Origin of the sequence: Pseudomonas ovata (assembly GCF_003131185.1) — a bacterium.
GTDB lineage: Bacteria > Pseudomonadota > Gammaproteobacteria > Pseudomonadales > Pseudomonadaceae > Aquipseudomonas > Aquipseudomonas ovata.
On record NZ_QFFU01000030.1, the window covers coordinates 49,212 to 70,514 of the forward strand.

The 21,303-nt window shown below is 64.2% G+C and carries 20 protein-coding genes; 14 read left to right on the forward strand and 6 right to left on the reverse strand.

The window, feature by feature from the left end:
- Window positions 1-28 precede the first annotated feature (28 nt).
- A complete protein-coding gene (locus DGA31_RS26490) occupies window positions 29-1,420 on the reverse strand; it encodes an MFS transporter (RefSeq protein WP_109514513.1) in 1,392 nt (463 codons plus the stop codon).
- Window positions 1,421-1,638: 218 nt separating this feature from the next.
- On the opposite strand from DGA31_RS26490, the gene DGA31_RS26495 reads away from it, so the two are divergent.
- The 5 genes from DGA31_RS26495 to DGA31_RS26515 all read left to right on the forward strand — a co-directional run bounded on the left by DGA31_RS26495 (window position 1,639) and on the right by DGA31_RS26515 (window position 9,860).
- Window positions 1,639-2,760 (forward strand): AAA family ATPase, encoded by a 1,122-nt coding sequence (locus DGA31_RS26495; RefSeq protein ID WP_056837908.1) that lies wholly within the window; start codon window positions 1,639-1,641, stop codon window positions 2,758-2,760.
- A complete protein-coding gene (locus tag DGA31_RS26500) occupies window positions 2,757-3,209 on the forward strand; it encodes a bpX5 domain-containing protein (RefSeq protein WP_241509655.1) in 453 nt (150 codons plus the stop codon). Before DGA31_RS26495 ends, DGA31_RS26500 begins: the two co-directional genes overlap by 4 nt.
- On the forward strand, window positions 3,209-5,041 hold the full coding sequence (locus tag DGA31_RS26505) for a hypothetical protein (RefSeq protein WP_056837911.1): 1,833 nt from the start codon (window positions 3,209-3,211) through the stop codon (window positions 5,039-5,041). The genes DGA31_RS26500 and DGA31_RS26505 overlap by 1 nt, the downstream gene beginning before the upstream one ends.
- Complete coding sequence (locus DGA31_RS30525; protein WP_109514514.1) at window positions 5,034-8,018, forward strand: bpX6 domain-containing protein; 2,985 nt, start codon at window positions 5,034-5,036, stop codon at window positions 8,016-8,018. The genes DGA31_RS26505 and DGA31_RS30525 overlap by 8 nt, the downstream gene beginning before the upstream one ends.
- A gap of 750 nt (window positions 8,019-8,768) precedes the next feature.
- Window positions 8,769-9,860, forward strand: coding sequence for an acyltransferase family protein (locus DGA31_RS26515; RefSeq protein WP_109514515.1), 1,092 nt, complete (start codon window positions 8,769-8,771; stop codon window positions 9,858-9,860).
- On the opposite strand, the gene DGA31_RS26520 is transcribed toward DGA31_RS26515, so the two are convergent.
- The 5 genes from DGA31_RS26520 to DGA31_RS30405 are packed head-to-tail and all read right to left on the reverse strand — an operon-like array spanning window position 9,835 to window position 13,124.
- A complete protein-coding gene (locus tag DGA31_RS26520; RefSeq protein WP_240043507.1) occupies window positions 9,835-10,242 on the reverse strand; it encodes a hypothetical protein in 408 nt (135 codons plus the stop codon). The genes DGA31_RS26515 and DGA31_RS26520 overlap by 26 nt on opposite strands.
- Window positions 10,243-10,253: 11 nt before the next feature.
- Window positions 10,254-11,510 carry an aspartate aminotransferase type Ic gene (locus DGA31_RS26525; protein WP_109514517.1) on the reverse strand — a complete coding sequence of 419 codons (1,257 nt, stop codon included), beginning with the start codon at window positions 11,508-11,510 and terminating at the stop codon, window positions 10,254-10,256.
- A gap of 1 nt (window position 11,511) precedes the next feature.
- Window positions 11,512-11,856 (reverse strand): AzlD domain-containing protein, encoded by a 345-nt coding sequence (locus DGA31_RS26530; protein WP_056837920.1) that lies wholly within the window; start codon window positions 11,854-11,856, stop codon window positions 11,512-11,514.
- A complete protein-coding gene (locus DGA31_RS26535) occupies window positions 11,853-12,587 on the reverse strand; it encodes an AzlC family ABC transporter permease (protein ID WP_109514518.1) in 735 nt (244 codons plus the stop codon). Before DGA31_RS26535 ends, DGA31_RS26530 begins: the two co-directional genes overlap by 4 nt.
- A 60-nt stretch (window positions 12,588-12,647) precedes the next feature.
- Window positions 12,648-13,124: a sugar phosphate isomerase/epimerase family protein gene (locus tag DGA31_RS30405; RefSeq protein ID WP_241509656.1), complete on the reverse strand. Its 477-nt coding sequence runs from the start codon at window positions 13,122-13,124 to the stop codon at window positions 12,648-12,650.
- Between the two features lie 16 nt (window positions 13,125-13,140).
- On the opposite strand from DGA31_RS30405, the gene DGA31_RS30410 reads away from it, so the two are divergent.
- The 9 genes from DGA31_RS30410 to benA all read left to right on the forward strand — a co-directional run.
- Complete coding sequence (locus DGA31_RS30410) at window positions 13,141-13,419, forward strand: hypothetical protein (protein WP_241509657.1); 279 nt, start codon at window positions 13,141-13,143, stop codon at window positions 13,417-13,419.
- Between the two features lie 466 nt (window positions 13,420-13,885).
- Window positions 13,886-14,137 carry a glutaredoxin family protein gene (locus DGA31_RS26545; protein ID WP_056837927.1) on the forward strand — a complete coding sequence of 84 codons (252 nt, stop codon included), beginning with the start codon at window positions 13,886-13,888 and terminating at the stop codon, window positions 14,135-14,137.
- A complete protein-coding gene (pcaQ, locus tag DGA31_RS26550; RefSeq protein ID WP_056838022.1) occupies window positions 14,134-15,072 on the forward strand; it encodes a pca operon transcription factor PcaQ in 939 nt (312 codons plus the stop codon). The genes DGA31_RS26545 and pcaQ overlap by 4 nt, the downstream gene beginning before the upstream one ends.
- Before the next feature lie 126 nt (window positions 15,073-15,198).
- Window positions 15,199-15,918, forward strand: a complete 720-nt coding sequence (gene pcaH, locus DGA31_RS26555; RefSeq protein WP_056837929.1) for a protocatechuate 3,4-dioxygenase subunit beta — start codon at window positions 15,199-15,201, stop codon at window positions 15,916-15,918.
- A gap of 10 nt (window positions 15,919-15,928) precedes the next feature.
- The gene (gene pcaG / locus DGA31_RS26560; RefSeq protein ID WP_109514519.1) at window positions 15,929-16,531 is read left to right on the forward strand and encodes a protocatechuate 3,4-dioxygenase subunit alpha; all 603 of its coding nucleotides are present in this window, start codon (window positions 15,929-15,931) and stop codon (window positions 16,529-16,531) included.
- 74 nt (window positions 16,532-16,605) lie between these two features.
- On the forward strand, window positions 16,606-17,955 hold the full coding sequence (gene pcaK / locus DGA31_RS26565) for a 4-hydroxybenzoate transporter PcaK (protein WP_109514520.1): 1,350 nt from the start codon (window positions 16,606-16,608) through the stop codon (window positions 17,953-17,955).
- Window positions 17,956-17,977: 22 nt separating this feature from the next.
- Window positions 17,978-19,342 (forward strand): 3-carboxy-cis,cis-muconate cycloisomerase, encoded by a 1,365-nt coding sequence (locus DGA31_RS26570; protein WP_109514521.1) that lies wholly within the window; start codon window positions 17,978-17,980, stop codon window positions 19,340-19,342.
- A gap of 3 nt (window positions 19,343-19,345) precedes the next feature.
- Window positions 19,346-19,741, forward strand: a complete 396-nt coding sequence (gene pcaC, locus DGA31_RS26575; RefSeq protein WP_056837937.1) for a 4-carboxymuconolactone decarboxylase — start codon at window positions 19,346-19,348, stop codon at window positions 19,739-19,741.
- Window positions 19,742-20,032: 291 nt separating this feature from the next.
- Window positions 20,033-21,303 (forward strand): benzoate 1,2-dioxygenase large subunit (gene benA / locus DGA31_RS26580; RefSeq protein ID WP_109514522.1); only part of this gene is annotated, 1,271 nt, incomplete at its 3' end.

Sequence of the window (21,303 nt, forward strand, 5' to 3'; positions counted from 1 at the left end):
CGCGCTGTCAGCGATCATGCGCAGCCCTTCAAGGCCGCTTCAGAATCGCTGCACCCGCCTGCGGCTCAAGACGCAGACTGTCATACATCGCCACCAGCGCCATGACACTCAGCAGCACGAAGGCCAGCTGGAAATCTGCTGTATCGGCCGTGCCGGCGTTGCCATGCAGCAGCATCGCGCCGCGTAGCAGCAGGGCGGCCAGGGCTACGCCCAGGCCCATGCTCAGTTGAAAGATCATGCTGAACAGCGTCGAGGCATTGCTCATCTGCGGTTGCGGCACGTCGGCAAAGCCCAGGGTGTTGTAGGCGGTGAATTGCAGTGACCGCGACAGGCCGCCCAGAAACAGCAGCACCATGATCAGCCGGTGATCCATCGCCGCCGTGAAGCTGGCGCATACGGCAATGGCGGCCACGCCCAGCGCGCCGTTGACCAGCAGCACCTGGCGAAAGCCCCAACGGTTGATCACCCAGGTGGTGCAGGCTTTCATGGCCAGGTTGCCGGCGAACACCGCGATCACCAGCAAGCCTGCAGTCATGGCCGGCAGCCCGAACGCCAGCTGGAACATCAGCGGCAGCAAGAATGGCAGCGCAGTGATGCAGGCGCGAAACAGCGAGGCGCCGATCAGGCTGGCCTTGTAGGTCGGGATGCCCAGCACGCTCAGGTCGAGCAACGGATGCGGACTGCGGCGCATGTGCCAGACCGAACAGACGCCCAGCAGCAGTGCGCCCAGGCACAGCAGGCTGGCCGGCCAGAAATTCTTCAGGTCCTGGCCCAGCCATTCAAAGCCATAGAGCAACGCGGCACAGGTGCTGCCCAGCAGGATGAAGCCCAGCCAGTCGAAGGGCCGGCGGCGCTCGGTGCGCTCATCGGAAATCAATGAAAATGTGGCGATAAAGGCCACCAGTCCCAGTGGCAGGTTGATGTAGAAAATCCACGGCCAGCTCGCGTAGGTCACCATCAGGCCGCCCAGTGGCGGGCCGAGCACCGGGGCGATGAGGGCGGGCGCGGTGATGTAGCCGATGGCCTTGACCAGGTCTTTTTTCTCGGTGGCGCGCAGCACCGCCAGGCGCCCGACCGGCACCATCATCGCGCCGCTGATGCCTTGCAGGACCCGTGCGGCGATAAACGCTTCAAGGCTGCTGCTCAGCCCGCACAACAACGACGCGAAGCTGAACATGGCAATGGCGCTGGCAAACACCCGGCGGGCGCCGAAGCGATCGGCCAGCCAGCCACTGATGGGAATGAACGCCGCCAGCGCGATCAGGTAACTGCTGATGGCCACATTGAGGTCGACCGCCGCCACGCCAAGACTGCGCGCCATTTCCGGCAGGGCGGTGACGATCACCGTGGCGTCGAGGTTTTCCATGAAGAAGGTGGCGGCGACCAACAGGGCGATCTTTGTCGAGCGAGACAGGGTCATGGAACGGTTCCCAGGCGGCGGAGTGGGTCATGCCAACTTATGCTGGATAACACATCCTGAAATGTAAATGTCGGGTTTGCAGGCGCTGTATCGAGGGGGGGGGGGGGAGTGAAGCGGCGCGCTGCGGGACTGGCGTGTCAGCTCTGTTACGGATCTTTTCGGCTTTTTACCGGTCCATAAGGCCTCTTCAGAGCCACTCCCGTTCAGGAAAGGATGTTATGAACGCTCAATTGCACAGCGCGGCCGCGCAAATCCGTCAGGTCGTGCGGACCGCCACCGAGGGCCTGATCGGGCGTGAACAACTGGCCGAACTGATCGTGCTGGCCGCCGTCGCCCAGGAGCACATCCTGGTCATCGGCCCGCCCGGCACCGCCAAGAGCGCGGTGGTGCGGCGTGTGGCGCAATCGATGGGCGGGCGTTATTTCGAATACCTGCTGGGGCGTTTTACCGAGCCTTCGGAACTGTTCGGCACGGTCGACCTGAAAAAGCTGCGTGAAGGCACGGTAGAAACCGACGTCAGCGGCATGCTTCCCGAAGCCGATATCGTCTTTCTCGACGAAGTGTTCCTGGGCTCGACGGCCATTCTCAACACCTTGCTGGGTGTACTCAACGAACGGCGCTTCCGGCGCGGTCACACCCAGATCCAGTGTCCGCTGCGTGTCTGCGTCGCCGCCTCCAACGGCCTGCCCGACGACGAAGCCTTGCAGGCGTTCGGTGATCGCTTCCTGCTGCACCTGTTTGTCGACTCGGTGCCGGACAACCAGCTCGAAGCCATGCTGGCCGGTGGCTGGCAGAGCGAGCAGCGCCGCGTACAGGCGTTGCTCGACCTGGGTCAACTCGACACGCTCAGCCAGGCGCTGGGCGAGGTCGACCTTACGGTGGTGCGGCCGCTGCTGGCCCAGGCGATTCGTCGCCTGCGTGAAGCCGGCATCGCATTGTCCGACCGACGCATCGTCAAGTCGCAGCGGCTGATTGCCGCCGCCGCCTTGCTCGGTGGACGTGTCGAGGCCAGCGAGGCCGACCTGTGGCCGCTGCTGTACGTGCTGCCGACCCAGGAAACCCAGCAGCACGGGCGTGAGATCCTCGGTGAACTGCTGGCGCAGTCGAGCAACAGCCATCTGTTCAGCGCTGTGGAGGAGGCGACCCTGCAGCCGATGTCGCGGCTCAATCGCCTGCTGGAAAGCGCCCAGGCCTACCTGCAAAGCAGCGAGCCGCCTTCCAATGAACAACTGGAAAGCCTGCTGCGCGAAATCGACTCCAACTTCGACAGCCAGACGATGCCGGCACCGTTGCAGGAGGCGCGTGGCCAATTGACCCGCCTGTTGACGTTCGCGGTATGACCGGGCAAGTCATGAGTCCGGCCCCGGCGATGGCCTGGGACTGGCAGCCGCGCCTGCACCCGGCCAAGCCTCAGGCGGCCGTGGCCTGGGGCGAGGTGGCCCGGCGTCTGCATGCCCGTCTGTTGCTGAACGCTGACGGGGCTGATCGCCGCCTGCATGCCACCGCGCATCGCGACGGGCTGATTGTTACCGGTCCGGCTGCCGACCTGCCGTGGGTCGATGGCATCGAATACGCCTGCACCGATGAGCGTGCGCCCGGCCTGTGGCTGCCGACCCGTTGGGAGCCCGTGGTGCCCGTCGATCTGCTGGGGCAGGCGCTGGCCAAGGCCCTGGCCCGCTCGCCGCTGCTGCTCTGGCATGCGCCCAGGGCGGCGGTGCCGCTGGACCGGCAGTTACCCTTGAGCGCAGCGCTGCTGCAGCGCATCGCCAGTCACTGGGCGGACCGCTGATGCAATTGCCTGAATCGCTGCACCCCTGGCGCCAATGGCTGGAATGGTTCGCGCCCGACTACCTGCCGCTGTTTGCCGACCTGCTGGGGCGCCTCAATCCCTTGCTCGGACCGCTGCATGGCCGCCAGCAAGGCGGTGTGCCGGAACCGGACGGGCTGGGCGACCTGCAACGCCGTGGTCCTTATGAGCGCCTGCTGTCCAGCGAATGGCTGCTGGCTGAAGAACTGCCCGACGAGTTTCTGCGCCGGGCGGTGGAGGGCGAGCATGTGTTCCTGGCGCCACAGTACCGGGCCCGCCAGGCCAATCGGCTGATGGTCGTGCTGTTCGATGCCGGCCCCCTGCAACTGGGCGCGGCGCGGCTGGTGCACCTGGCGCTGTTGATGCTGCTGGCGCGCCGTGCCCGGCAGGCCGGTGCCGAGCTGCGCTGGGGCATCCTCCAGGATGCAACACCGACGCTGCATGCATTCGACAGCGTCGCGCACCTGCGTCAGTTGCTGGATGCCGCGACCTGGACGGTGGTCAATGACGGGCACTGGCAGGCCTGGCGCGCCTTTCTGGCCGACCAGCCGCAGCGCGCCGGGGAATGCTGGGGGGTGGGGCTGCGCCTGCCCAGGTCGCCGGTGGCGCCCTTTACCCACCTGGTCCAGGTGCAGCGCCACCTGGACGGCCAGCGCCTGAGTGTCGAACTGCAGGCCGGCAGTACCCGGCAGGTGACGCTGCCGATACCGGACGCGCGCCTGGCCGTGCCACTGCTCAAGGGCCAGTTCGAGGGCGAGGTGGTCAGGTCCGTGCTCAAAGGGACCGTATCGCGGGTGTCGCTGACCCTGCCGCCGGTGATTTCGATAACCGGCAAGCACATTGCCCTGCGCCTGCTCGACGAGCCAGGCATGGTGGTCATCCGCCTGCCGGCCTCGGAGCAGCAACTGAACCTGCAAGTGCACCACAGTTTCTGGAACGGGGCGCGCACGCCATTGGCCGTGACCTTCATGAGCCGTACCGTGACGGCCGTCCTGAGCGACAGCGACTGGCTGTGGTTCTGGAACGTGCGTGGTCTGAGGCCGGTCGACAAGCCCGAGCGTGAGCAGTTGCAACTGCCGCCGGGCACGGCCAACTGGTTGCCGGTGGCCTGGTTGCCGAGCCGTCAGGGTGGCCGGTTGTTTGTGCTCGACACCCAAGGGCATCTGGCGTACTGGGTCGCCCACAGCGGCAAGGCGCCAGCACCGCCGGAGGCGGGCAAGACCTGCTACCTGGCTGACAACGTGCTGGGCCTGTCGATGGTCGACCCGCACTGGATGGGCTATGTGCACAACAAGGCCGGGCATTTGTATGCCTACACGGTCACTGTCGATGGCACCACAACCTGTGTCGGCATGCTCGGCGATGCCGATGGCGTCACCGAGGTGCTGTTTGCCGCCAACCCTTTGTGGCGCAAGCATTTCGGCGGCTGTGCATTGGGCCGCGTCGACAATGGTCGCCAGAGCTGGAAGGTGGTGCCGGCCCACAGCCTGCAAATGGACAGCGAACACATTCACTTGGCCCCCGGCTGGAAAGGGCTGGGCCTGGTGTTGCAACCAGGCCGCCGCCACTACGCGCTGGTGATGATGGCGCCGGACAAACACAGCATCGGGCTCTGGAGCCAGGGTCAGCAACAGGTGCTGTTCACCACGACCCAACCGATTGCCCGCGTGAGCTTTTGCAGCCTCAGCGGCCTGGTCGCCGTGCTGACCACGGCCCGGGAGCTGCTGGTGTATTCGGTCTCGGGCCGCACCCTGGTCCTGCAGGTGATGTGCAACCAGCTCAAGGATGAACACAAGGAACGCACCGATGCCTGAGCATGACGCCACACTGATCCGCCGTCCGGTGCTGACCGGCCAGCAGCAGGTCGAGGGCCTGTGGTGGCCGGCCGAACGCTTCACCGAGCAGCAATGCGCGCGCCTGATCGTGCAGCACTGGCAGACCGGCGCCCGTGCCTTTCGCTTCGCCGACGGCCACCTGTTGTGCTGGCGCCAGCCGCTGTCGCTGCACTGCGACACCCTGGCCGGCTGGCCGTTGATCCGCCAGGGGCGCGGCCTGTGTTCAGCGCCGTTGACCGAGCAGGAGCGGGCGCACCTGCCGACCGCCGACCTGTGGCTGGTGCGCGGCAGCCAGGTCAGCGCCTTGCACCTGCGTGACGCCACGGCGCTGGCGCCGGGTGACTGGCTGGCGATCAGCGATTACCCCTTGCATGAGACCTTCGATTGCCGCAGCACCCTGCCCGAACCGGAACTGGAACCCTTGGGAATCGCCAGCGATGTACGTGACATCCTGGGCGATGCCGTGGGCCCGGCCAGCCCCGAGCGCGAAGGGGTAATGCAGGCCTTGCAGGCGCGTCAGCGCCAGGCGGTAGATAAGTCGCCGTCCGCCCAGCCTGCAACCGCTGCGCGCAGTGACCCCTGGCGTGCGCCGAGTGGCCCGTATCCCGACTGGCTGAAGATGGCCGTGTTTCTCGGGCTGGTGATGCTGATGTCCGCGCTGGCCGCGCAGTTCGATCAAGCACGTCCCTCCGGTTCCGTGAGCATCGGCGCGGTGCTGATCAGCCTGCTCATCGGGGTCGTGCTGTTCACGCTGTTGCTGATGGGCCTGCGCAAACTGCTGCGCCAGCGTGACGTGCCGGTCCGCCAGGGCGGTGCACCAGGCTCGGCCAAGGCTGCACAGCAGGCCCGGCGCCAGGCCCCGCAACAGGCGGCTGCCAATGATTCGGCGCCTCCGGGCAAGGCGCCGCCGGCGCTGGCGCCACGCGCGCGTCGAGGCTGGCACAAACCGGCCACCTGGCGGCGCTGGCTGACGCGCCTGACCCGGCATTCGCGCTTGTCTGACCTGTACGGCAAGCGCCAGGCAGCCTACGTACAGCGCATGCTGGCCATGTTCGAGGACGGCGACCTGCAGGAAGCCTTGCGTCATGCCATCCCCATCGGCAGCGGGCAGGGCGCCACCGAGCAATCCTTCGGCACGCCGCAGCGCCGCGATGAACTGAAGCTCAGCCAGCACACCGGCCCCGGTCGCGCGATGCTGTTCGAAGAAGACATGGAGGCGCACCTCAAGCAGTTGTACCGCCAGGCCTTCGAGCGCCTGGACCGCGAAGGCCGGGTCGAGGAGGCCGTGTTTGTCCTGGCCGAGCTGCTCAAGGTGCGTCAGGAAGCGCTGGATTACCTGGAAAAGCACGGGCGCCATCAACAGGCGGCCGAGCTGGCGCTGGGCTGGGACATGCCGGCGGCGATGATCGTGCGCCTGCTGTGCCTGGCCGGCGACTGGCAGCGGGCCTTGCTGGTGGCCCGGCGCGACGATGCCTTTGCCGAGGCCGTGCCGATGCTGCAGGACAAGTGGCCCGAGCAGGCCGACCGCCTGCGCCTGGAGTGGGCGCAGGCCTTGATCGGCAAGGGCTTGTGGCTGCAAGCGGTGGACGTGGTCTGGCCTCTGCCGGCCGAGCGCCCGCGTGCGGCGCAATGGCTGCTCGATGCCGAGGCGGCCGGTGGACGCCTGGCCATCGGCGCGTTGGTCAAGCGCGCCATCCTGCTGCCCGACACCCTGGCCAGTTATGGCGCCTGGGTCGAGCAACTGCGCGATGATCCGCAGCGCTACACCGAGCGCGCCGCGCTGGCCGAGGCGTTGTTGCAGCATCAGGACCAACAGGCTGCGCTGGCCTGGATCAGTGGCGCGACGGTCCACGCGATCCTGGCCGACCAGTCCTGCGGCCATACGCGCCTGACCCAGAGCCAGTTGCAGACACTGATGAAAATGAGCCAGGACCCGCTGTTGCAGGCCGACCTGCCGGCCAGGCTGCTGATGCCGGCGGCCCGCACGTCGCTGGACAAGGTGGCGGACACGCTGGAATGGACCGCGCCGCAAGCGGGCAGCCGGGCGATCCTGGACGCTGCCGTGCTGGACGATGACCGTTACCTGCTGGCCTTGGGTGAGGCGGGGGCCTCGGTGATCGATGCCAGCGGCAAGACACTGTTTCATTTCTCGGTGCCGGCGCAGGAACTGGTCATTGCCCACAGCCGGCAAGTGGCCCTGGCGCTGGCCCGGCACGATGGCGTGTGGCGCATCAGCAAGCTGGACCTGGTCAATCGCACCGCCAAAGACCTGGGTGTGCTGATGTTCAATGTCCATGCCCGCTCGTTCGATGGCACGGCCTGGACCATCGGTCGCGACAAGCAGGTGCGGGTGGTGGATGTGGACCACGGCTTTGCCACGCTCTGGCATGTCAGCGACCTGCCGGGGAAGATTATCTGCCTGCGCGAGGACACAAAGCATGAGCATTGGTGGCTGTACAACCCCGATGGCGATAACCAGTTCTGGCACTACACGCTGCCCGAGCGCCGGCTGACCGGACGCGAACCGATGCCGGCGCGGATCTATGAAGACAGCGACCAGGTGTTCTGCTTCGATGGCCAGTTCCTGGAGTACCGCCTCAAGCACGTCGACACCGGGGCCCCCATCCTCCTGCTGGAGGAGGGCCGCGACCGCAAGGGCTATCGCCTCCCGGGCCTGGACGAAACCAGCACTGAGCATGACAGCGATGCCGTTCTCCTCAAGGCCTCCACGCACTGGCTGCTGGTGGCTTACGTCAACGGCGATCGGCAGAGTGCCTGGCATATGATTCACCGCGACAGTGACCGCCTGTGTGCCCGTCTGCAATGGCCGCAGCATGACCTGTATGAGGTGATCGTGCGCAGTTGCGGGGATGACTGGTTGCTTTTTGATGGCGAGGGGCGGTTCAGTCATCTCGATATCGATGAAGGCCGCCAGCGCAACATTTCGGTCAATTGAACCGCCACGTACTGGTAATGCCGATCAGTCAGGCCGGTTTTCACCCGTTTTTGCGTCTGACACACAAATTGTGGGAGGCCGCCTTCCACAGTCTGGTGCCAAGCCCGAAATTCAGGGTCACATCAAACCTGTGGGAGGCGGCTTGCCGGCGATGAGGCCAGCTAGGCAATACATCTGCTGCGTCTGTGCTGACTGGCCCTACCCCCGTAGGAGCGACCAACGGTCGCGAATGCAGGCTATCTGGCACTGAAGATGTTGAATCTACCGGCCCTTTCGCGACCGCTGGTCGCTCCCACAGGATTGTGTAAGGCTTGGAAATCGGCCGCTCTGGCGAATGCGGCGGTACAGGCGCGGGGCTTGTCAGACCGTCATCGCCGGCAAGCCGCCTCCCACAACAGCATCCTGCGTTCGACGAAACTTCAGCTAACTGACTGGCCTTGCCCCCGTAGGAGCGACCAACGGTCGCGAATGCAGGCTGTCAGGCACTGAAGATCTTGAATCTACCGGCCCCAGGCCTGGAAATCGGCCGTTCTGCTGGCGAATGCGGTGGTACAGGCGCGGGGCTTGTCAGGGCGTCATCGCCGGCAAGCCGCCTCCCACAACAGCATCCTGCGTTCGACGAAACTTCAGCTAACTGACTGGCCTTGCCACGTACCGGTGGGCGCAGCAGGATCGTAGCCTTTGGCTATGCTCAGGGCTCATGAATCTGGCAGTACCGGCACAGCGTCGGTCAGTGATGGGGCGTGGTGCATGGAGCGACTGTTTGCCCTGCAGGGGCTCAGGGGCCTGGCGGTGCTGGGCGTGGTGTTGTTTCACATGACTTCGGTCGAGGCCCGATACTCAGGCGGAGACCGGCTGCTGCCGGGGTTTCTGGATTTCTTCCAGTTGGGCGTCGACCTGTTTTTCGTCATCAGCGGCTTTGTGATGGTGATCGTCAGTCGCGGCCGCTTTCAGGACAGCGTCCAGGCGCAGCGCTTTGTGTTCAACCGGGTCTCGCGCATCTACCCCACCTATTGGCTGTACTTCTTCATCACCCTGGCGGTGTACCTGGTGCAACCGGGCATGGTCAACAGCGGTCATGGTGATTCCAACTTGCTGCGCTCGTTCCTGCTGCTGCCCAGCGACAAGGTGTTGCTGGTGATGGTCGCCTGGTCACTGGTGTTCGAATTGTGGTTCTACCTGGTGTTCAGTGGCTTTCTGCCGTGGCGCGAGCGCTGGCTACCGGGCTTGCTGGCGGTCTGGGCCTTGCTGCTGCTGGTGTTCAACACCCTGCAGTCCTGGCAGGATTATTCGCCTCTGGTGCAGATCATCGTGCATCCCTATGCGCTGGAGTTCATCGGTGGCGCGGCCTTGGCGCTGTTGTTCTACAGCCCCTACAGCGCCAGGATCCCTGACCGTACCGTGTGGGCCCTGCTATGGCTGACCACACTGGTGGGCATGCCGCTGATCGGCTTTTTCCAGCTGTTCGAAGGGCATGGCTTGGCGCGCATGCTGGTGGTGGGCGTGACCTTCGGTGGCCTGGTACTGAGCCTGGCGCTGCTGGAGCGTCGTGGTCGGGTGCGGATAAGTCCGGCGCTGGTGGCGGTGGGTGACATGTCCTACACCCTTTACCTGTCGCACTTGCTGGTGCTGGGGGTGATCGGACGGGTGTGGACATGGCTGGGGCCCTGGCCTGGCAGTTACCTGGATAACCTGGTCTTTGCCGTGCTGATGATGGCTGCCGTACTGGTTTATGGCTGGGTCGGCTACCGGCTCTTTGAAAAGCCGGTGCTCGACCGGGCCAATGCCTTTTGCAAGCGACGCTTTCATTCAAGTGTCAGGCCGGCGGTGCATCACCGCTGAGCGGCACCTCCACAACATGTTCGGGCAACACGCGGCGTATACGTCGCTCCGAATGATAGGCCCCTTCATCGTTGTGTCGCAGGTAAAACCGGCCGCAGGTGACACAGGTCCACACGCCGCACTGATTGTAGGGGTAGTAGCGCGGGGCGATCGGTGCGTGGGGCGACCAGTAGGACGTCCCGGCCGGGTGATATTCATCAAGGGTGGACTCGTCTTTGAGCTCCTGTGCCAGGGTGCCTACCCGCATGAACTGATCTTCGTGGTAGGTGGCCGGCCAGCCACTCCAGCCGGTCAGGTCGCGTTCCAGGCATACGCAAGCGAGGTTGTGCGCCAGCGGCTCCTGCGCCTCGCGGACCAGGCGTTCAGCATCGTAGACCATCATGGCGATTGACCTCAGTGTTCGGCAGCCGGGGCTGCGCAGGCAAGTTGAACGGCATGGGCAATGATTCTGGCCGCCGTCACCACCTGTTCAAGCGACAGGTGGGACGGGGCGATCCGCAAGTGACGGCCCTGTCTATCAATACCATGACAATGGGTGGCACCGGCAGGGGTCATGCTCACACCGGCCTGGCCGGCCAGCTCCACCACCTGTGCAGCGCGCCCGTGTGGCACCTGCAAGGCAATGAAATAACCGCCACCGGGGCTTGACCAACTGACCTGTTCGATCCCGCTCAGATGCTGGTCGAAGATGCGCTCGACCTGTGCGAACTTTTCCTGCAACAGGTGCCCCTGTTGCTGCATGTGCCGGCGCACGGTGTCAGGGTCCTTGAAGAACAGCAGATGACGCACCTGATTGACCTTGTCGGGGCCGATGGTCTTGTGCGTGCGACATTCGAGCCACCAGCGCAGCATCGCCTGGCTGGCACCGAAAAAGGCAAGGCCCGCACCGGGAATCAGCATCTTCGAGGTCGAGGCAAAGGCCAGGACCCGGTCCGGGTGGCCGGCCTGTGCACAGGCTGTGTGGATAGCGCTGTTGTCCTCAGCAGGCGGCCCGGCAAAGTCGTGCACTGCATAGGCGTTGTCCCAGAACAGCCTGAAGTCCCTGGCTGCCGCCGGCATGGCGGCAAGGCGTGTGACCACTTGCGGGGTGTAGACGGCGCCGTTGGGGTTGGCGTGCCGGGGAACGCACCACATGCCCTTGATCGTCGGATCGCTGGCGACCAGGCGTTCGACTTCGTTCATGTCGGGCCCGTGTTCGGTCATCGCCACTGGCACCATGTCGATCCCGTAATACTCGCAGATGGAAAAGTGCCGGTCGTAGCCAGGCTCCGGACAGATGAACCGCACCCTGTCAGCCCGGCCCCAGGCAGGGCTTGCGGGAAAACCGCGTACCCAGGCGTGCCCGAGGGTCTCGTGCATCAGCGCCAGGCTCGAGTTCTCGCCCACCGCCACCTGCTCGCCAGGCAGGCCCAGCAGCAGCGGGCCAAACAGGTCCCGGACCTCGCGCAGCCCCTGCAGCCCGCCATAATTGAGCCAGTCCTGGCCATCGGTGGCACAGAAGGCCTGCTCGCCCGGCAGGCTGAGAAAGGGCCGTGACAGCGCCACCTGTTCGGCAGAGGGCAGGCCACGGGTCATGTTCAGCGATGGCGGTTGTGCACAGAGTGCGGCATGACGTGCGCGCAAGGTGTTCAGGCAGGTAAGGGGCGGCATATCAGACTCCTGTCAGCGCGGTGATCAGCATGAAGAACGTCAGGGACACGAACAGCGTGCGGAATACACCGCGGTAGCGGGCAGCCACGATCACGGCCACCGCCAGCGTCGCCAGGCGAATCAGGGTCGAGGCATCATCGAAATGCCCTTGCCAGTCGCTGTACCAGGCGTCTCCCAGCAGTGCCGAGTAAATGATCCCGCCCATCACGGCAAAGGCCGCATAGCTCAGAAAACGCCAGGCAAGGCTTTGCTCGGTCAGTGGAAACCGGTGAAAGAACAGGATCGGCAGCGCGCGCAGCGCATAGGAGCCCAGTGCGGCGATCAGAATCAGGGTCCAGTGGCTCATGGTGCATGCCTTGCCTTGAGGGCATCGAATGCCAGCATCAGGCCGGCCAGCACAAAGGGCACCACGAAGATCTGGTACTCCTGCAGGAAGCGCCCGGCCACCGGGGTCAGGGCAAAACCGGCCATGGTGACCAGCAGGGGCTTGAGTTTTGGCCAGCTCAGCGCGGCCAGTGCCGTGAAATGCACGGGCAGGATGATGCCGATCACGGCCTTGAGGTACGGGCCCTGCTCGGTACTGATCCAGAAGCCGGCGACCGTGGCGATCACGGCCACGCTCAGGGTGCTGACCCCGCAGCCCAGGTAATAGCCGTGCAGGTTGTCGATCTTGTCTTTCTTGCCTGTGGAGAGAGTAAAGGTCGAGATCGACAGCAACTGCGCGCAGAGCAGTGATTTCCACAGCGGCACGCCCTTGAAGTGCTCTGCCAGCACCGACGACATGATGACAAAGCGGAAGTTGACCACCAGGGTCGTGAGCAGGATGGACATCACTGTCAGGCTGACGCCGTGCTGGGTCAGGAACACCTGCAAGGGCGCGGCATGCACGGTCAACGTCATCACCATGGCCTGCAAGGCAGTGAAGCCTGCTTCGCTGCTTGCTGCACCAATGGAAAAAAACAGAAACACAAAGGTCAGGCTGACCGGCGAAGCATCAATGCACCCTTCAATAAACGCCGACCTCTTTCGGCACGTCATGGGCGTATTTACAAGTGATGTTTCAGTGTTGTCACTCATGAATAAATCCTCGGATTGCCGGCGACTATCAATCGCCGGCAATGTAATGCTTATTGAACTTTAATGGTGCGCAAGGCTGTTCAGGAAGTTCACGCTTTTAAGTAACGTGGCGCCACGTGTTTCAAAACCGATCGTGCCGTGCCAGCCGGTGCGTTCAATCGCGGTCAGCAGCGCCGGAAAGTCGAGCGTGCCGCGACCCAGGGGAGAGTGAGCATCGCGGTCACCCTTGTTGTCGCGGAACGACATGCCCCTGACACGCGCATTGAACTTGTTGAAAAAGGACAGGGGATCGCCCTGGTTGACGTAGGCGTGGGAAACATCGAGGAACAAGTGCAGGTCAGGCACGTCAGCCAGTACCGCTTCGACTTCGTCCTCGGTGGTGCAGATGTAATAGAAAGGGTGGAGCCGGGTGTAGTTGCACAGGTTCTCCAGCCAGATTTCGACCCCCCGCGCCCGGCCATAGGCGACCAGTTGTTGCAGATTGTCGATCAGGTGGCGCAGCCCGATGCCACACGCCTCGCGCACCAGGCGTGGCATCTACGATGCCGCCACCATGGACGATCAGCGGAACGCCGCCCAGGGCCTGGCACAGGTCGACTTCCTGCTTGACGTAGTCCAGCGCGCTGCTGGCCAGGGCTTTGACATCGCTGCCCAGAGGCGCCTTGAAATTGCCATGGTAGATGGGCTGCATGCCGGTGACCTGCATCAGCTCGATCAGGGCTGCGAGACGCTCGGTCTTGAAGTCATCGGGCCGTTCGCCCTCCAGGCTGCCATCGATGTACCAGTGGGAATAGCCTTCTTCGCGGGCCGCCAGCAGGCCGGTTTCGGCTGACAGATAGTTTTGTTGCGCGGCCGCTGTCATGAACATCGGCCAGTCTGATACAAGGGGCGAAGTTGTGAGTGCAGGGGGGCTGTTATCGTCATCCGTTATCTCCGTTTTATTGTTGTTGACTGTCCATGGGTTTAATAACAATCCATCAAGCGTGTGCGCGTGCAGTCACTGTGTTGAAAGCGGCTGTGCAGAGTACGTGCAACAAGCAGGGGTGTAATGGGGCGTGGCGTGACGGTGTGACTTGGTGTGCAATCAAAGTATGCGCTGGATCGGCTTGTTTTCAAGCCAGGCCGGCAGGCGCAGTGTGTAGGAAAATGCCTTGTTTCAAATTCGGCCTTGAATAATGTGATCCCATTTGTTGGGCAGTGCGTAGACGTCAGGGTGTCGGGCCTCGACGCTCTACGCCACTGCGCCTAGAATGAACGGGTCACCGGCCCCATTCACCTGTTACTGCGAGCCCGTTCCCATGCCACCCGAATGCCAATTGCTCAGCAAGCCCGGCTGTCACCTGTGCGAGGTGGCCGAAGGGCTGCTGCTGCCACTGGTCGAGTACGGGTTGATGGTCGAGCTGGTTGACATCGCCGACGACCCGTTGCTGCTTGAGTATTACGACCTGCGTATCCCGGTGTTGCGCCGGGTCGACACCGGTGCCGAGCTGGACTGGCCGTTCGATGTCGATCAGGTGGCCAGTTTCCTCAGTTGGCCCTGCAGCCGTTGAATATCGATACGCGGATCAAATACCGCCACCTGGTGTGCTTTCTCGAAGTCGCGCGCCAGGGCAGCCTGGCCAAGGCCGCCGATCAGTTGGCGATCAGCCAGCCGGCCTTGTCCAAGGCGCTCAAGGAGCTCGAAGGCCTGCTGGGCGCCGTACTGTTTCTGCGCGGCAAGCACGGCGCCCAATTGTCCGGGGCGGGCGTGGCCTTCATGCGCTTTGCCGGGCCCAGCGTCCAGGCCCTGCGCGAGGGCGTCAACAGCCTGCGCTCGGGTGAGCACGAGACGGCCACGGTGCGCCTTGGCGTACTGTCCACCGCCGAAAGCCTGCTGATGCCCGAGGTGCTCACCCGTCTGCATGAACGTCACCCGGCGCTGATCGTCAGCGTGATGACCGGCCCCAGTGCCTACCTGCTGGCCCAGTTGCGCGTCGGCGAAGTGGACCTGGTGGTCGGGCGCATGACCGACAGCCCGCAGATCCACGGCCTGAGCTTCGAGCATCTCTATAACGAGTCGATGACCCTGGTAGCGCGCCGTGATCATCCGTTGCTGGCCGCGCCCCTGCGCCGTGAAAGCCTGCAGGACTACCCGCTGGTGCTGCCGCTGGCCGGCACCACCATCCGCGCCTTTGCCGACAGCCTGTTCGTGCAGTACGGCATCCAGCCGCCACGCCAGCGTCTGGAAACCCTGTCGTTGACCCTCAGCCGGCGTTATGTGCAACGCAGCAACGCCATCTGGATCGCGCCGCTCGATGCAGTATTGCAAGAGGTGCAGGACGCCAGCCTGGTCGAACTCGACATGGGCATTCGCGAGCCAGGCGGCTCGGTGGGGCTGTGCAGCAACCCGGCGGTGCCCTTGTCACGGGCGGCGCTGTGGTGCGTGGATGAACTGCGCCAGGTTGGCGAAGCCTACCGCAACGGTGCCTACGGGCTTGATCCATAACCATTTGGTTATGGATGGTGGCTTTTTTTTCAATTTTAGAAAAATCCTTGGCGCGTGACACTGCGGCCAGCCCGATGCGCCGGCGGTACAGCCTGCCTCATAACAACAACGCCAAGGACCCAAGCCATGTCTGTTGCCGACAACAGCCGCTTCGTCATTCGTGATCGAAACTGGCACCCCAAAGCCCTCACGCCCGACTACAAGACCTCCGTGCTGCGCTCGCCGCGCCAGGCGCTGGTCAGCATCCCGCAGTCGATCTCGGAAACCACCGGTCCCGATTTTTCCCATCTGGTGCTGGGGCGCTTCGACAACGACCTGTTGCTCAACTTCGATCACGGGGGCCTGCCGATCGGCGAGCGTATCCTGGTGGCCGGTCGGGTCGTCGACCAGTACGGCAAGCCGGTGCCGCACACCCTGGTGGAAATGTGGCAAGCCAACGCCGGTGGCCGTTATCGCCACAAGCGTGACCAGTACCTGGCACCCATCGACCCGAACTTCGGTGGCGTAGGCCGGACCCTGACCGACCGTGACGGCAACTATAGCTTCCGCACCATCAAGCCCGGCCCGTACCCGTGGCGCAACGGCCCCAATGACTGGCGCCCGGCGCACATCCATGTGTCGGTCAGCGGCCCGTCGATTGCCACGCGCCTGATCACCCAGTTGTATTTCGAAGGCGACCCGTTGATCCCGCTGTGCCCGATCGTCAAGTCGATCACCAACCCTGAGGCGGTGCAGAGCCTCATCGCGCGGCTCGACATGGGCCTGGCCAATCCGATGGATTGCCTGGCCTACCGCTTCGACATCGTTTTGCGCGGCCAGCGCCAGACCCACTTCGAAAACCGCTGAGGAGGTTGCCATGCCCGTTCAATTGCTGCCGGAAACCCCTTCACAGACAGCCGGTCCGTACGTTCATATCGGTCTTGCGCTGCAAGTGGCCGGTAATCCGACCCGCGAGCTGGAAATCTGGAACCAGATGGCCCAGCCGGGTGCTGCCGGTGAACCCATTCTGTTGCTGGGTTCGGTCTATGACGGTAACGGCCAACTGATGCGCGACTCGTACCTGGAGTTGTGGCAGGCCGATCACCAAGGCGTTTACGACCCCACCTACGACCCGACCCGGCCCTTCAACGGCTTCGGCCGCACTGCCACCGACGACGAGGGCGTGTGGACGGTCAAGACCGTCAAGCCCGGGGTGGTCACCAATGGCGCCGGCGTGCCGATGGCCCCGCACATCAACGTCTCGCTGTTTGCCCGGGGCATCAACATTCACCTGCACACGCGGTTGTATTTCGACGATGAAACCGCGGCCAATGCCACCGACCCGGTGCTGAACCTGGTCGAGCAGGTCCAGCGCCGCGAGACTCTGGTCGCCAAACGCTGCACGGTGGACGGCCAGTTGGCCTATCGCTTCGACATCCGCGTACAGGGTGAAGGCGAAACGGTGTTCTTCGATTTCTAACGCTGCTGCGTGATCCAGGCCTGCGCACTGCCCGGTGCGCAGGCTTTCCTGCATAACAATAAAAGGGATAAGCCATGACGCTTTCTGCTACTGCGGCCGGGGGGCGAACCCTCGATGTGCAGCGTTTCATCAATGAACAACCGCTGTCGGCGTTTCAATGGCGTGTGGTTGCCTTGTGCTTTCTGATTGTCTTTCTCGACGGGCTGGACACCGCCGCCATGGGCTTTATCGCTCCTGCGCTGAGCCAGGAGTGGGGCATTGCCCGCGCCAGCCTGGGGCCGGTGATGAGTGCCGCGCTGATCGGCATGGTCTTCGGCGCCCTGGGCTCCGGCCCGCTGGCCGACCGTTTCGGCCGCAAGCTGGTGCTGGTGGTCGCGGTGTTTCTGTTCGGGCTGTTCAGCCTGCTGTCGGCCTGGAGTACCAGCCTGGATCAACTGTTGGTGCTGCGCCTGCTGACCGGTATCGGCCTGGGCGCGGCGATGCCCAATGCCACCACGCTGTTGTCCGAATACACCCCTGAACGCCTCAAGTCGATGCTGGTGACCAGCATGTTCTGTGGCTTCAACCTGGGCATGGCCAGCGGCGGGTTTATCTCGGCCAAGATGATCCCGGCCCTGGGCTGGGAAAGCCTGTTGCTGCTTGGCGGTGTCCTGCCGTTGGTCCTGGCCCTGGCGTTGGCGCTGTGGCTGCCCGAGTCGGCGCGCTTTCTGGTGGTGCGCAATCGCGGCGCGGCACGGGTGCGCAAGGTGCTGGAACCCATCGCCCCACAGGCACTGGTGGGCGTCACGGATTTCAGCGTGCCCGAGCAGGCCAGCGTCGGCAGCCGCAATGTCTTGAAAGTGGTGTTTTCCGGCACCTACAGCGTCGGCACCTTGCTGCTGTGGCTGACCTACTTCATGGGCCTGGTGATTGTCTATTTGCTGACCAGCTGGCTGCCGACCCTGCTGCGCGACAGCGGTGCCAGCCTTGAGCAATCGGCGGTGATCGGCGCGCTGTTCCAGTTGGGCGGCGTGCTCAGTGCCGTGGGCGTGGGCTGGGCCATGGACCGCTACAACCCGCACTGGGTGATCGGCGGCGCCTACGCGCTGGCCGGGGCGTTTGCCTGGCTGGTCGGGCAGAGCCTGGACAACGTCATGCTGCTGGCCAGCCTGGTGCTGGTGGCCGGCATGTGCATCAATGGTGCGCAATCGGCCATGCCCTCGCTGGCGGCGCGCTTCTACCCGACCCAGGGCCGCGCTACCGGCGTGTCGTGGATGCTGGGCATCGGCCGCTTCGGTGCGATCCTCGGTGCCTGGGCCGGGGCCACCTTGCTGGGCCTGGGCTGGAGCTTCGAGCAGGTCCTGACCGCGCTGATGGTCCCGGCGGCCCTGGCGGCGCTGGCGATCCTGCTCAAGGGCCGGGTCAGCCATGCCGATGCGACATGATGCCTTCCACAGGAGCCTTTTTGTGAGTACACCCAGCAATCACCTGTTTGACGCCTATTTCACCCAGCCTGCCATGCGTCAGGTGTTCTCTGACGCCGGCCGGGTGCAAGGCATGCTCGACTTCGAGGCAGCCCTGAGCCGGGCCGAGGCGCGGGTCGGCTTGATTCCGCACGCCGTAGTGGCCGATATCGAGCAGCAGTGCCAGGCGGCCTTGTTCGACTTCGACGAACTGGCCATCGCCATCGGCAGCGCCGGCAATTCGGCGATTCCGCTGGTCAAGGCACTGGGCAAGCGCATTGCCGCGCACAACCCTGAGGCCGAGCGCTATGTGCACATGGGCGCGACCAGCCAGGACGTCATGGACTCGGGGCTGGTGCTGCAACTGCGGCAGGCCATCGTGTTGCTTGATCGTGACCTTGAGCAACTGGCCGGGCACCTGGCGGCTCAGGCGCAGCGTTATGCCGACACCCCGCTGGCCGGGCGCACCTGGCTGCAACAGGCCACGCCGGTCACGCTGGGGATGAAAATCGCCGGCTGGCTGGGCGCCGTAACCCGTCACCGCCAGCGCCTGGCCGAACTCAAGCCACGCCTGTTGAGCCTGCAGTTTGGTGGTGCGTCGGGCAGCCTGGCTGCGCTGGGCGAGCAAGCGTTCGACGTGGCCCAGGCCCTGGCCGATGAGCTTGACCTGACCCTGCCTGAGCAACCCTGGCACACCCAGCGCGACCGGCTGGTGGAGTTCGCTTGCCTGTTGGGCCTGCTGGCCGGCAGCCTCGGCAAGCTGGGCCGCGACATCAGCCTGCTGATGCAGACCGAAGTGGGCGAGGTGTTCGAACCGTCGGCGCCAGGCAAGGGCGGCTCCTCGACCATGCCGCACAAGCGCAACCCGGTGGGCGCCGCCGTGCTGATCGGCGCCGCCACCCGGGCGCCGGGGCTGGTGGCGACGATGCTGGCGGCCATGCCGCAAGAGCACGAGCGCAGCCTGGGCCTGTGGCATGCCGAGTGGGAAACCCTGCCTGAGCTGTGCTGCCTGGTCTCCGGGGCCTTGCAACAGGCCTTGCTGGTGGTGCCGGGGCTGGAGGTGGACGCGCAACGCCTGCGCGCCAACCTCGAATCGACCCAGGGGCTGGTGCTGGCCGAAGCCGTAAGCATTGCCTTGTCGCGCTGTGTTGGCCGCGATGCCGCGCACCATCTGATCGAACAAAGCTGCCGTCGCGCCGTGGAGCAGGGCGCGCACCTGCGCCAGGTGTTGGGCGCTAACACTCAGGTCACCGAACATTTGTCAGCCGACGAGCTGGACCGCCTGCTGGACCCGGCCCATTACCTGGGCCAGGCCCGGCGCTGGGTTGAGCGGGCCGTGGCTGAACACACCCATTTCACCCAGGAGTGATCCATGAACGAAAAAGAACGCTATGACGCCGGCATGCAGGTGCGTCGCGCCGTACTGGGCGACACCCACGTCGACAACAGCCTGAAAAAACTCACGCCGTTCAACGAAGAATTCCAGGAAATGATCACCCGCCACGCCTGGGGTGATATCTGGACCCGCCCCGGCCTGCCACGCCACACCCGCAGCCTGATCACCATCGCCATGCTGATCGGCATGAACCGCGAAGGCGAGCTGCGCCTGCACCTGCGCGCCGCGAAAAACAACGGCGTGACCCGCGACGAGATCAAGGAAGTGCTGATGCAGAGCGCGATCTACTGTGGCATCCCGGCGGCCAACGCCACCTTCCACCTGGCCGAAGACGTGTGGAACGAACTGGGGGTCGAGTCACTGCAGGAATGAACTGAACCCTTGTAGGAGCGCGCTTGCCCGCGACCGAATGCGTTAGCAGTCGTAAATTTGTGGCGTTTCATAAATTTTGAGTGCGTCCACAGTTCAGCATTTGTGGCGTCTGGCAGATTTTGCGAGCGCTACGCACTCGGTCGCGGGCAGAGCGCGCTCCTACTTGCCATCCGCAGGTGTTATTGCCCGTTTGCAAGAAACGGATAGTGATCTGCATAAAGCGGATATTGCCCGCCCCTCCATCGCCCTAACCTGACCTGGCCTGAACAATAACAATGGAGGCTCCAGGTCATGTCCCTCGGCTCTGATTATCTGAATTCGCTGCTCCAGGAAGACAAGGAGCAGGGCATCTACCGCTGCAAGCGGGAGATGTTCACCGATCCGCGCCTGTTCGACCTGGAGATGAAGCACATCTTCGAAGGCAACTGGATCTACCTGGCCCACGAAAGCCAGATCCCCGGCAAGAACGACTTCCTGACCACCCAGATCGGCCGTCAGCCGATCTTCATCGCCCGCAACAAGGACGGTGTGCTCAACGCCTTCCTCAACGCCTGCAGCCATCGCGGCGCGATGCTGTGCCGGCACAAGACCGGCAACAAGTCGTCCTACACCTGTCCGTTCCATGGCTGGACCTTCAACAACAGCGGCAAGCTGCTCAAGGTCAAGGACCCGGTGGACGCCGGCTACCCGGACAGCTTCAACTGCGAGGGCTCCCATGACCTGACCCGCGTGGCGCGCTTCGAGTCGTACCGCGGCTTTCTGTTCGGCAGCCTGAATGCCGATGTCTTGCCGCTGGTCGAGCACCTGGGTGAGTCGGCCAAGATCATCGACATGATCGTCGACCAGTCGCCCGAGGGCCTGGAAGTGCTGCGCGGTTCCAGCAGCTACATCTACGAAGGCAACTGGAAGCTGACCGCCGAAAACGGTGCCGACGGCTACCACGTCAGTGCCGTGCACTGGAACTACGCCGCGACCCAGAACCAGCGCAAGCTGCGTGAAGCCGGCGAAGAGATCAAGACCATGAGCGCCGGCAGCTGGGGCAAGACCGGGGGCGGCTTCTATTCGTTCGACAAGGGCCACCTGCTGCTATGGACGCGCTGGGCCAACCCCGAGGACCGCCCGGCCTTCGAGCGCCGCGACGAACTGGCGCGCGACTTCGGCCAGGCCCGCGCCGACTGGATGATCCAGAACTCGCGCAACCTGTGCCTGTACCCCAACGTCTACCTGATGGACCAGTTCAGCTCGCAGATCCGCATCGCCCGGCCGATCTCGGTGAACCGGACCGAAATCACCATCTACTGCATCGCGCCCAAGGGCGAGAGCGCCGAGGCGCGGGCCAGGCGCATCCGCCAGTACGAAGACTTCTTCAACGTCAGCGGCATGGCCACCCCGGACGACCTGGAAGAGTTCCGCTCGTGCCAGACCGGCTACGGCGGCGGCACCGGCTGGAACGACATGTCGCGCGGCGCCACGCACTGGATCGAAGGGGCGGACGCGGCGGCGCAGGAAATCGAGCTCAAGCCACTGCTGTCCGGGGTGCGCACCGAGGACGAAGGCCTGTT